Source organism: Lysinibacillus macroides (assembly GCF_001281525.1).
Taxonomy (GTDB): Bacteria; Bacillota; Bacilli; order Bacillales_A; family Planococcaceae; genus Lysinibacillus; species Lysinibacillus macroides.
The window spans coordinates 1,486,876-1,498,922 of record NZ_LGCI01000005.1; the positions used below are offsets into that span (position 1 = coordinate 1,486,876).

8 protein-coding genes, 1 pseudogene and 1 other annotated feature are annotated in these 12,047 nt (G+C 40.3%); of the genes and pseudogenes, 8 read left to right on the plus strand and 1 reads right to left on the minus strand.

The genetic code is table 11. The annotated features are described in order from the left end of the window. Positions 1-130 precede the first annotated feature (130 nt). The 5 genes from ADM90_RS10130 to recQ all read left to right on the plus strand — a co-directional run bounded on the left by ADM90_RS10130 (position 131) and on the right by recQ (position 8,459). Positions 131-2,014, plus strand: a complete 1,884-nt coding sequence (locus ADM90_RS10130; protein WP_053994834.1) for an FAD-dependent oxidoreductase — start codon at positions 131-133, stop codon at positions 2,012-2,014. Between the two features lie 76 nt (positions 2,015-2,090). Beyond that, positions 2,091-2,310, plus strand: a binding site (T-box leader). Positions 2,311-2,353: 43 nt separating this feature from the next. Next, complete coding sequence (gene argS / locus ADM90_RS10135) at positions 2,354-4,027, plus strand: arginine--tRNA ligase (RefSeq protein WP_053994835.1); 1,674 nt, start codon at positions 2,354-2,356, stop codon at positions 4,025-4,027. Positions 4,028-4,157: 130 nt separating this feature from the next. Continuing rightward, positions 4,158-5,336: an MFS transporter gene (locus tag ADM90_RS10140; protein ID WP_053994836.1), complete on the plus strand. Its 1,179-nt coding sequence runs from the start codon at positions 4,158-4,160 to the stop codon at positions 5,334-5,336. A gap of 284 nt (positions 5,337-5,620) precedes the next feature. Further along, entirely contained in the window at positions 5,621-6,676 is a 1,056-nt protein-coding gene (locus tag ADM90_RS10145; RefSeq protein WP_235473417.1) for a TcaA NTF2-like domain-containing protein, read from the plus strand. A 7-nt stretch (positions 6,677-6,683) separates the two neighbouring features. Beyond that, positions 6,684-8,459: a DNA helicase RecQ gene (gene recQ, locus ADM90_RS10150; protein WP_053994838.1), complete on the plus strand. Its 1,776-nt coding sequence runs from the start codon at positions 6,684-6,686 to the stop codon at positions 8,457-8,459. A gap of 240 nt (positions 8,460-8,699) precedes the next feature. On the opposite strand, the gene msrA is transcribed toward recQ, so the two are convergent. Continuing rightward, a complete protein-coding gene (gene msrA / locus ADM90_RS10155; RefSeq protein WP_083448505.1) occupies positions 8,700-9,221 on the minus strand; it encodes a peptide-methionine (S)-S-oxide reductase MsrA in 522 nt (173 codons plus the stop codon). Positions 9,222-9,341: 120 nt separating this feature from the next. Here msrA and ADM90_RS10160 point away from each other — a divergent pair, with 120 nt between their 5' ends. The 3 genes and pseudogenes from ADM90_RS10160 to ADM90_RS10170 all read left to right on the plus strand — a co-directional run. Further along, positions 9,342-10,292 carry an LCP family protein gene (locus ADM90_RS10160; protein WP_053994839.1) on the plus strand — a complete coding sequence of 317 codons (951 nt, stop codon included), beginning with the start codon at positions 9,342-9,344 and terminating at the stop codon, positions 10,290-10,292. Between the two features lie 65 nt (positions 10,293-10,357). Then, positions 10,358-11,557 (plus strand): AI-2E family transporter, encoded by a 1,200-nt coding sequence (locus ADM90_RS10165; RefSeq protein ID WP_083448519.1) that lies wholly within the window; start codon positions 10,358-10,360, stop codon positions 11,555-11,557. Between the two features lie 97 nt (positions 11,558-11,654). Next, positions 11,655-11,843 (plus strand): annotated as a pseudogene (locus ADM90_RS10170) (cupin domain-containing protein); the annotation flags it as partial. Positions 11,844-12,047: the final 204 nt, after the last annotated feature.

The following is a 12,047-nucleotide window of genomic DNA, read 5'->3' on the forward strand; positions in this document are numbered from 1 at the left end:
CCCTCACTTTTATACCAATAGCTAAACAGCAAACAAACCCTTTCATGAATACATCGCAAATAAAATAGAGTAATGGAAAGAGTGATTACATCAGCTTTTTCATGGAAATATTAACTATAGGAGGTGTTTTATGGGCAGAAAAATATTGTGGGTAGCCGCTACGATTATTGTTATATTATTGGGGCTGGGTGCCTATTATTATATTAAAGAAATGATAAGCGAGCGGGCCTATCAGCAATTAGTAGAGGCATATCAAAAGCCAGTACCCATACAGGATATTGAGGAACAATATGATGTGATTGTCATTGGTGGCGAGCCAGAGGGCGTTGCGGCTGCGGTAGCTGCGGCACGAAATGGCGCAAAAACATTACTGGTTGAAAAAAGAGAAGAATTAGGTGGCTTATTTACATACGGTATGCTCAATTTTCTTGATATTCCACGTGATGGTAATAATCATTCCCTCAGTGAAGGCATTTTTAAAGAATGGCATAAGCTTGTGAAAGGCAAAGATGCTTTTGGGATTGTAGGAGCAAAGGCAGCCTTTAAAAAGCTTGTTGATGAGGAGCCAAACTTAACATTGTCCGTACAAACAGAGGTCATCAAGGCGAATCTCAATCAACAGCAATTAGCATCTGTGACATTAAAAAATGAATTTGGTACATATGTTGTAACAGGTAAGTCCTTTATTGATGCGACACAGGATGCTGATTTTGCAACGATGGCAGGTGTTCCTTATTTTGTTGGTGGTGAGGACATTGGCATTAAGGATAAACGTATGGCAGTAACGTTAATGCTGCATTTAAAAAATGTGGATTGGGATCAAGTGAAAGCAGCGGCCAACTCCGATGTATTTGGTGGTGCTAACTTAAACGCTAGCGTGATGTGGGGCTTTACAAAGCTTCATGATGAATACAAGCCTCTTCAAGAGGGAGTAAGATTACGAGGCTTGAATTTAGCACGCGTGGATGATGAATATTTTATTAATGCCTTACAAATTTTTGGTGTGGATGGCTTGAGTGAACATTCCAAGCAAGCTGCTATTATAGTAGGGAAAAAAGAAACAGAGCATATTTTACATTATTTACAGGAACACTTCCCAGGGTTTGAACAGGCTGAAGTTGTGAGCTATCCAGAGGAATTATATGTTAGAGAAACAAGACATATTTGGGCAGAATATCAATTACCAATGGCTGATATTTGGACGAACAGCGATCATTGGGATAGCATTGGCATTGCATCCTATCCCGTCGATGTTCAAGCGCAAACACCACACGATTATGGCTATGTTATTGCTGCACCAAAGCAATACGCTATTCCGTTCCGTTCACTTGTACCAAAGGATATTGATGGCTTACTGGTAGTTGGACGTTCGGCTGGTTATTCTTCATTAGCAGCGGGAAGTGCACGTATTGTGCCAACAGGAATGGTGGCAGGGGAAGCGGCAGGCACAGCAGCAGCGCTAGCCCTTGAGCATACTATAAGCTTTAGAGAAATGAGCCAGGACAAAGATCTAATTGCTTCACTGCGAAAGCAACTAGCTAAGCAAGGCGCATATGTCGATGCCTTTTCTGTTGATTATCCATATCAAGGAGAATGGTATGATGAGGCGATTCAAACATTAATCAATTATGGCCTTGTGGTAGGTGGCTATGATAATGATTTAAACGTAGATAGTAAAGCAACAAAACTAAAATTTGCGAAAACATTAAAAGAAAGCATGTTACGTGCCTATCCAGAAAATGCTACCAATATGCGTGATCAGCTTGAAATTGTGATTAATAAAGTGTACAGCACAGGTGATGAGACAATCACACGTGATGAGGTGGCACAATATTTAGCGGATGTACTGATTGGTGAATCGAATACAACAAGTTGGGATACGTTGATCGATAAAGGTATTGTGACAGAAAAAGTAGCTGATAAAATCAAGGACAATAAGAAACTGAAATTAAAAGAAATGTATGCGATTATGGCAGATGCTATTCGCTATGTTGAAAAGGAACGTTCCTCTTAATGAGGGGCGTTTTTTTGCCAAACGATAAAGGGTTGACGCCAAAAAGAAAGTCCTGTAATATATGTCAAAATCATAGAAAAATTCGATGAAAAAGAGAGTAATTGATGGGAGGACTGGCAAGCGAGTTAGGGATGGTGGAAGCCTAATGCAGGAACCATGAATGAAGCGCACTTTGGAGAAGATTCTTGAACAAATAGTAGAGAATAGCGGGGCGTCACCTCGTTAACAACGGAAAGTGGTCATGTCACATGGCAACTAGAGTGGTACCACGGGATTATCATGCTCTCGTCTCTAATTTTAGAGGCGAGGGCTTTTTATTTGAACAGGAGGAAGAGCAAGATGAAAAAACCAATCGCTGATAGTATAGCAGTCGCAGTAAAGCAACAAATAACAGGAGAGGAAATATTGTTATTATTAGAAAAACCAAAAAGCTTGGAGCTAGGGGATGTGGCTTTCCCATGCTTTACCCTAGCAAAAGTGTGGAAACAGTCTCCGCAAAGTATCGCAGCAGATATAGCAAGTCAATTAAACCATGACAGTATCCAGCGTGTGCAAGCCGTTGGTGGCTATGTCAATATTTTTCTTGATCAACAAAAGGTGACGCAACAGGTGTTACGCAAGATTCTGCGCGACAAGCAACAATATGGTACTACGCCAACAAAGATGGGAACGGTCGTCTTAGATTTTTCCTCTCCTAATATCGCCAAGCCATTCTCGATGGGACATTTACGTTCAACGGTCATCGGCAATGCCTTAGCAAATATTGCAGAAAAAAATGGCTATCAAGCCATTCGTATCAATCATTTAGGGGACTGGGGTACACAATTTGGCAAGCTTATTGTTGCTTATCAGCTTTGGGGTGATAAACAAGCTATTTCAGCGTCACCAATAGAGGAGTTATTAAAGATTTATGTGAAGTTTCATGAAGAGGCCGAGCAAGACCCAACGCTCAATGAACAGGCTCGTGCCGCCTTTAAAGCATTGGAGGACGGTAATGAAGAGGCACAGGCATTATGGCAATGGTTCCGAGATGTGTCATTCATAGAATTTCAAACAATATATGAGCTATTAGGAATTCATTTTGATGCCTTTATAGGTGAAGCCTTTTACAATGACAAAATGCCGTCCGTTGTAACAGAATTAAAAGAAAAAGGGCTCCTTGTGGAATCAGAAGGTGCGTATGTTGTGGAGATGGAGGAGATGCCTCCATGTTTAATAACGAAAACGGATGGAGCCACGCTTTATGCGACGCGTGATTTAGCAGCAGCCCTGTATCGCCAACAGCACTACCAGCCCCAAAAGATGTTTTACGTTGTTGGCAATGAGCAGTCCCTCCACTTTAAACAACTTTTTCAGGTCATCGAAAAAATGGGCTATCCTTGGGCAAAGAATCTGCAGCATGTCCCATTTGGCATGATGCTGAAGGATGGTAAAAAAATGTCGACTCGTAAAGGCAAAGTGGTGTTATTAGCTGATGTGCTAGCAGAGGCCATTGCGACGGCGAAGCGTAATATTGAGGAGAAAAATCCTCATCTTCCAAATAAAGAGCGAGTAGCACAGCAAGTGGGGGTTGGAGCGGTAATTTTTAATGATTTAAAATACCATCGTCTAAACGATATTGAATTTTCAATTGAGCAAATGATGAATTTTGAGGGCGAAACAGGACCATATGTGCAGTATACGTATGCGCGTATTTGTTCCATTTTAGATAAAGCAAATGCACCAACTCAAGATATGACGTTCACACCATTAGGAGAGCAGGCTTGGCCGATTATCTTATTACTGGAGCAGTTTCCAAAAGCGGTGGTTATGGCTTTTGAGCAGACTGATCCGTCCCAAATAGCGAAATATGCCTTACAACTGGCACGTTTATTAAATAAATATTATGCACAGCATAAAATATTAGCTGACGATGAACAACAAGCATCTCGTCTTGCACTATGTCGTTGTGTTGCGATTGTCTTAAAAGAATCATTAGCGCTATTGGGTATTGAATCACCTGAAAATATGTAATAAAAAAACAGCCATCTTCAAGCAGACGGTCCAATGATTGACCGTTTATAGAAAACATGGTAAAAGGATAAAGTAATGAATAAACTCTTTCAGAAATGAATGTTGCGTGACAGTAGAGAGGATCAAACAAATGGCTAAAAGGCAATGGACTATCTCACTCATACTTATGGTGGTAAGTATATTTTTTGTTGCACTCAATATGAGACCAGCAGTAACAGGGATTGGACCACTATTCAATGTACTAATGACATCCTTACATGTCTCCAGTACAAGCATAAGCTTACTTACATCTATCCCTGTTTTTTGTATGGGATTATTTGCCTCCCTTGCTGTACCGCTTCAACGCAAGATTGGCACGAAATCAGCCATCGCGCTCTTATTGGTTATCCTTATCCTAGCCAATGGGCTACGTTTTTTACAGGAAAGCTATCTCTTGCTAGTTATGACAAGCTTTGCTGCAGGCTTGGCGATTGCGATAATGGGTCCTATTTTAAATGCCTATATCAAGAACAAATTTCCCCAACGTTTTACAACCGTTGTGGGCATTTATTCATTTGGTATTGGCATAGGTGCTACATTAAGTGCCGCCTTAAGCGTGACCTTTTATCAGAGCTTTGGTAATAGCTGGACGGTTGCCCTTGGAATTTGGGCTTTACTTGCTGTGATGGCACTAGTGATATGGCTGTGGGCGATACCAGCGCAAAGCAATGAGCAGCTACAAAGGATCACAACGATTGAACATGCCCGTAATCCATGGACATCAGGACGTGCTTGGGCAATTTTACTATACTTTGGTTTACAAACATCGCTGTTTTTCTCAATGATGGCATGGCTTACACCGCTCTTGCAGGATAAAGGCATGTCACTTGAAACAGCAAGCGTCATGTTAACGTTTATGTCCATTGTGCAAATGCTTGGTAATATTGCGGTGCCACTACTTATGGAAAAATGGCAAAGTCGGACGGTATGGTTACTAGCACTTGGCTTTGTAGGATTGATAGGCTTTACGCTCCTATGGCTTATGTCAGGTGCTTATTTGTGGCTGGCTGTTTTATTAATCGGCATTGTGTTAAGTGGGCTATTTCCCATTGGCCTGTTATTACCGCTTGACGAAGCCAAAAATGATCTGGAGGCTAATAGCTGGTCATCGATGGTGCTATCAGGTGGCTTTATGTTAAGCGCCATTATTCCGATGATGATTGGGGTTTGCTATGATAGAACAGGCAACCATACATGGACGTATATAATCTTTTTAGGATTGATGGTGTGCATTATCGCCACGACAGGACTGTTAAGAAAAAATAGATGAAAAAGACATGTGGCATAGTGCACATGTCTTTTTTAATGAATATTATTTTATGATGAGGTGCTCGTTCAATTCTCATAGCAAATTTTATATTCCGTAAATAATAATAGGTAGAATGAAATAAATTTAGAATGGTTACTGCATTTTTCTAATACTTAAATATAAATAATATTATTATGTAAACTTGAAACATCCTAAATCCTTGATTATGATAGACAGGAGAGAATGTTACTATAGAAAGTTTTGGTGAACGTATGTATAAAAAAAGGCTTATAGTCGGAGCAGCTATGTTATTGTTAACAGGCTGTGATAAGGGATCCTCTGAGCTAAACAATGCAGAGGTACAAACGACCGTGACGACGAAGCAAGCACAAAAAATAGTGCCTGAGGTTAAGGTTATCGGAGAGTATGGGATTGGTGCAGGCATCGTTATCAAGCAACAAGATGATCAGCTATATATTTTAACAAATGGTGCACTGGTTGCATCGAAACCAACTGCCCTTGTACAATTTGGTCAAGACAAGTTAGTGGCAGCAAATGTTCATTTTATGTCAACCGCTTATAATGTTGCTCTTTTGCAGATATCGTATAAAGCACATGTGCGAGTCCCGAAAATCTATGAAGGTGAGCTATCTCAGTTGGCCGTTTATGTGAATGGCTCACCTTATACAATTCAACAATATCAGGACAAGATCGCCGCTTACTATATTGATGCGCAAGAAGCTTTACCTATAGGAAGCCCTGTGATGGAGGCTGATAGTGGGGCTATTGTTGGTCTTTATTTTAAACGTCAACAGCAGGGGAAATCACAGCCGTACATACTGCCTCTAAAGGAGCTTCAATCACTGATGGATCAATGGATAGAAGAGGGTATGAAAGCTAGTGTGCGATTATCTCAATCCAGAAATTTATATCCGTATATTGAGCAGGGCGATCAAGAAGCTGTACAGCAAGCTATCGATCATTATGGTGAAAATTTGTTTGCATATAATACAGATGAAATCAAGCTCTTTTTAGAGGTGTTCCATAAGTATTTAAAGGGAGCAGTAGCGATACAGGATGCCAGCGTTATGCAGCCAATCGTAGGCACAGAGGATTTACAAGATACCTTGGCTGGTATGGTTGCTTACTATGCCTCTAAACAAGCAAAAATACATTTCTCTGACACGGACATTCAGAATATTCGCGTAGAGGGACAGCATCTCCTAGTGCAAGCGAAAACGGAATATATCTTGACCAATGCAGCAGGACAGGAGGCTTTGGCTTATTCTACGGTCCTGTATAAATTATCAAAAAATGAACAAGGCGAGTACAAGCTACTACATCTAACAACCGAGGAGTGAACATTCTATGGAGCGAGCAAGACAAATGCTACAGCATCATTTTGGCTACGAAAACTTTCGCCAAGGCCAAGCGCAAATTATTAAGCAAACATTACGCGGGCAATCAAGCCTTTGTGTGATGCCAACAGGTGGAGGAAAGTCGATTTGCTATCAAATTCCTGCGCTCATGCTTGAAGGGCTAACGATTGTTATTTCCCCGCTGATTTCATTGATGCAGGATCAGGTAGAGGCGTTACGCACTGCCAATATTCCTGCTGCCTATATTAATAGTACATTGACAGCACAGGAAGTGGATGAAACGATGCAGCTTGCAAGTGCTGGCTATTTAAAGCTCTTGTATATTGCACCAGAGCGCCTGGATAGCACAGCCTTTTTACAGGCGCTGTCACATGTTGCTGTGCCACTGATCGCAGTGGACGAGGCACATTGTATTTCACAATGGGGGCATGATTTTCGCCCGAGCTATCGATCAATTCAAAAGCTTGTTACCCTATGGCCGCAAAAGCCCACTGTTTTGGCGCTAACAGCTACAGCTACGCCAACGGTTTGTGAGGATATTCGGCAACTGCTAGAAATTGATGAACAAGCAACGGTGATAACAGGCTTTGCCCGTAATAATTTGGCGCTTTCTGTGTTAATTGGTGAAAACAAAGAGCGTTATATTAAAAATTATTTACTGAAAAATAGCCAGGAAGTTGGTATTATTTATGCTGCTACACGCAAGGCAGTAGATGCCATTTATGACATGCTTCAACGTGCAGGCGAAGCAGTTGCGAAATACCATGCGGGGCTATCAGAGGATTTGCGAATGCTGGAGCAGGAGCGGTTTTTAAAGGATGAGGCACGAATTATGGTAGCGACAAATGCCTTTGGAATGGGCATTGATAAAAGCAATGTGCGTTTTGTCCTGCATTATCACATGCCGCGCAATATGGAGAGCTATTATCAGGAGGCAGGCAGAGCAGGGCGTGATGGCTTACCAAGTGCCTGTATTTTGCTATATGCCTCAGGAGATGTGCAAACCCAGCGTTTTTTAATTGAACAAGCTCAGGATGAGACACGGATTCCCCAAGAATTAGCGAAGCTGCAAACAATGGTCGATTATTGTCATACGGAGGGCTGCCTGCAAAATGCGATTTTGGCTTATTTTGGAGAGGTCCAAGAGCAGCCCTGTGGCCGTTGTAGTAATTGTAATGATGGACGAGCTGTAACAGATGTCACAGAGGATGCACAGAAGGTGTTAGCCTGTGTTGTGCGCATGGGACAAAAATTCGGTAAGACCATGGTGGCACAGGTCTTAATTGGTTCTAAAAACCAAAAAATTACTGACTTTGGCTTTGCGCGTCTATCCACTTATGGTTTATTAAAGGGGCAATATTCCTTAAAGGATGTGTCAAGCTTTATTGAATTTTTAATTGCAGAAGGCTTATTAGCAGTAAAGCACGGTACATATCCAACTATTTATGTGTCAGCAGAGGGCAAGGAGGTGCTGCTTGGCCAGCAACAGGTTATGCGCAAGGAGGCAGTGGTCGTTCGCCAAATTGCAACGAATGACCCACTATTTGAGCATTTACGTGTGCTTCGCAAGCAAATTGCCGATGAAGAACGTGTGCCACCATTTGTAGTATTCTCAGATAAAACATTGCGTGAATTATGTGATAAAAAACCAAGCCAATTGGAAGAGCTACGCCATGTGAGCGGCATTGGTGAGGTGAAATTTGACAAGTATGGCAAACGCTTTTTCGAAGCATTGCAAGCTTTTTTAGCAGGAAATCCTTTATAGCAGGCTGATAGGAAGTCGCATTCATAATAATTTTACCTTGAGGAGTGCCTTTAGGTTTGGGATTGGTGGCAAGCAGACTACCATGTAATCAACACTATTATTTTTCATCGTAAGCACCTTTCTTACTAATTATTGAATATAAGGTTAGCTAAAACTTTTTTGATATAGGAAGGGCACTTTTGCGTTTGCATGATAGAAGCCTTATTTCTCTTTGGTAATCGAGAGAAATAAGGCTTTTATTTATTGCCCCCAATGCTTGGCAATAAAGGCATCACGACCAGAAATAGCGCGGTCTTGCTGGTAATGTTCAGCTTCTTTTTTATAATAATCTTGATGATAATCTTCTGCTGGATAGAAGTGTTCGGCATCACGAATTTTGGTTACAATAGGTTTATCAAAGCGTCCGCTATTCGCCAGCTTTTCCTTGGAGGCTTCTGCAAGGCGCTTTTGCTCAGCTGTATAAGTAAAGATGGCTGTTGTATAGGATTCGCCGCGATCATGGAATTGGCCATAAGCATCCGTTGGGTCAATTTGCATCCAGTAAATATCAAGGAGCTGCTCATAGCTAAAAATCGCTGGATCAAATTCAATTTCTACGACTTCTACATGACCAGAAGTCCCTTTTTTGACATCCTCATAGGTGGGGTTTTCGAGATGACCACCCATATAACCAGATGTTACTTTATGTATACCATCCCATTCAACGAACGGCTTGACCATGCACCAAAAGCAACCGCCCGCAAATGCAGCTTTTTCTATCATTTAAATCATCCTTTCTTTATGTGAACATTATTATAGCATTTGCAAAACAAAAAGAAAGATGAAACTTTCCAGCGACACATTCGTTACATTAATTATTATAAAATAGAGGAGTTAGACAGTATGGAAGAGCAAGAATATACAAGACGCTCACAACGTCCCAGAAAACGTCGATTGCGTAAAGGAAGAGCCATTTTTACCCTATTGATACTCTGTATGATTGTGCTCGTGGGTTATTCTGTGATGCAATATCGCAGTGGCTTAAAGCTTGCCACTAATACCAATGTAATGCAGGAGAATTTTACGGGTGACGCGATAAAAGGCGATATCGAAAATTATTTAATATTAGGTGTGGATACACGTGGGGAGGAAAAGTCACGGACCGATACAATGATGGTATTATCGTGGAATAAAGCCAATAATGATATGAAGCTTGTTTCCTTTATGCGTGATATTTATGCAGATATTCCCGGCTATCAGTCGTATAAGCTAAATACAGCCTACTACTTAGATGGTGTGCAATTATTAAAAGATACACTTACACATATGTTCGGGCTACCAATTCATCACTATGCTCTGATTGATTTTAAAAACTTTGAAGCATTGGTTGATATTTTAGCACCAAATGGGGTAGAGATGGATGTGGAAAAGGATATGTCTGAACATATTGATGTAGAGCTTAAGCAAGGTGTACATCGTCTAAATGGGCAGGAACTGTTAGGATATGCACGCTTCCGTCAAGATGCAGAAGGCGATTTCGGTCGTGTTGCACGTCAGCAAAAAGTCATAGAGGCCTTAAAAACGGAACTGTTAACGCCTACGAATATGCTGCATTTACCAAAATTCGTTGGAGCAGCACAGGGCTATATTACAACAGATTATTCATCTGCTGAGGAAATGCAGCAAGTGCTTAAATTACTATCAAAAGGCAAGGTCAACATTGAAAAAGCAACGATTCCGATTGAGGGTAGCTATCAATTCCAAAACTTTAGCCATGCAGGTGATTCGATCGTCATCGATGTGGAGCAAAACAAAGCCTTTTTAAGTGATTTTTTAGGTATTTCACTAGAGTAGATATTTCGCAAAAACCAGCATGATCCTGTACTATAAAGGGAGAGCATATGGATTGGGGTGGATATATGGAAAAAGAGAGACCAAAAGAGCGTTCAAACCTATTAGCAACCAAGTTTATTCGTTTTTTAGGTGGTAGAAACCTATTATTTACACTGGTGATTTTATTGCTAGTGGCATGTGTAATTTTTATGTTTAATCAAGTTTCCTTTATCTTTACCCCCCTTCAAGTATTATTTGAAGTAGTGATTTTGCCAGGGGTATTAGCTGTCATTGGCTACTATTTATTGCGCCCATTGTTAGCGCTATTGGTGAGAGGGCGAATCCCAAGAATCTGGGGTATTTTACTGCTTTATATTGCTGTTATCGGTGTTATTACATTATTGGTTGTGTTGGTCTATCCATTTTTACGCGACCAATTCACAAATTTAGTCCAGGAGTTTCCTGAGTATTTTATGGCATTTACGCAAAATATTGTTGAATTCCTGAATCAATCACGCTTTAATGAATACTTAGATAAAATTAATATGAATTATGATGAAGTTGTGAATAATTTCACAACGGATATGATTGAAACAGTGAAGGATACGGCTGCGAATGTTGCACAGGGCGTCGCATCAGGTATAACAGGGTTCTTATCTACATTAACAGGTATTATTTTATCGCTTGTAACGGTGCCATTTATTTTATTTTATTTACTAAAAGAAGGCGAAAAATTACCGAAATTTATGCTAAAAATCTGTCCCCCACGTATGCGTAAAGAAATGACTGATATTTTTCATGATATGGACAAGCAAATTAGCTCCTATATTCAAGGCCAAATTTTGGTCTCTATGTGCATAGGGGCAATGGTGACGATTGGCTTTTTAATTATCGGTATGAAATATGCACTACTACTTGGCTTCCTAGCAATGATTACAAGTGTTGTACCTTATTTAGGGCCCGTTATTGCGATTACACCCGCTGTTATTATTGCGCTAGTAACATCCCCATTTATGCTGGTGAAACTAGCAATTGTATGGACGATTGTTCAGTTAATCGAAGGGAAGTTTATTTCTCCACAAATTATGGGGAAATCACTAAGCATTCATCCGATTACGATTATTTTTGTACTGTTAACGGCAGGTTCGTTATTCGGTGTACCTGGTGTGATTTTAGGGATTCCAGGCTACGCTATCTTTAAGGTGCTTGTGTCCCATTTATTTAAGCTCTTTAAACAACGTTATAACCGTTATGAAGATGATATCCATCAAAAATATGATGTATGATCAGCTACTGCCTTGCTGCAGTAGCTGTTTTTTGATAGAAGAGAAGGTCACTATGCTATTCTTTGAGGAGATGCATAAAAAGGGTGGGGAAGAGAGCATGTCATACATACCGATTAATATTCAAGAGAAATTAGCTAAATTTCAAGATCAGTGGGCGCCAAAAGTAATTGCAGAAATGAATGATTATCAATTTAAACTTGTGAAAGTGCGGGACGATTTTCTTTGGCATAAGCATGAAGATACGGATGAAGTTTTTATAGTGATTGAAGGGAATTTAATCATTGATGTTGCTTTGAAATAAAGTTTGAGCAAAAATGCCTCGCAAACCCTTATTTTACGATAAATAAGAAGAATCCCTTTTGAAAAAAGATTGATCAAAAGGGATTCCTCTTTAGCAGTTTTAAGTTAGGTTTTATAAAAGAAGTTTGATTATTTTCTACCTGTGTTGCTCCACAATCGCGCCCTGTTATGGAAGATCATATATTTTGTC

Excerpts from the sequence above, each read along its gene's own strand:
- msrA (WP_083448505.1), bottom strand. The coding sequence starts at position 9,221 with ATGATAGAAAAAGCTGCATTTGCGGGCGGTTGCTTTTGGTGCATGGTC.
- ADM90_RS10130 (WP_053994834.1), top strand. The coding sequence starts at position 131 with ATGGGCAGAAAAATATTGTGGGTAGCCGCTACGATTATTGTTATATTA.
- ADM90_RS10160 (WP_053994839.1), top strand. The coding sequence starts at position 9,342 with ATGGAAGAGCAAGAATATACAAGACGCTCACAACGTCCCAGAAAACGT.
- recQ (WP_053994838.1), top strand. The coding sequence starts at position 6,684 with ATGGAGCGAGCAAGACAAATGCTACAGCATCATTTTGGCTACGAAAAC.
- ADM90_RS10165 (WP_083448519.1), top strand. The coding sequence starts at position 10,358 with ATGGAAAAAGAGAGACCAAAAGAGCGTTCAAACCTATTAGCAACCAAG.
- ADM90_RS10140 (WP_053994836.1), top strand. The coding sequence starts at position 4,158 with ATGGCTAAAAGGCAATGGACTATCTCACTCATACTTATGGTGGTAAGT.
- ADM90_RS10145 (WP_235473417.1), top strand. The coding sequence starts at position 5,621 with ATGTTATTGTTAACAGGCTGTGATAAGGGATCCTCTGAGCTAAACAAT.
- argS (WP_053994835.1), top strand. The coding sequence starts at position 2,354 with ATGAAAAAACCAATCGCTGATAGTATAGCAGTCGCAGTAAAGCAACAA.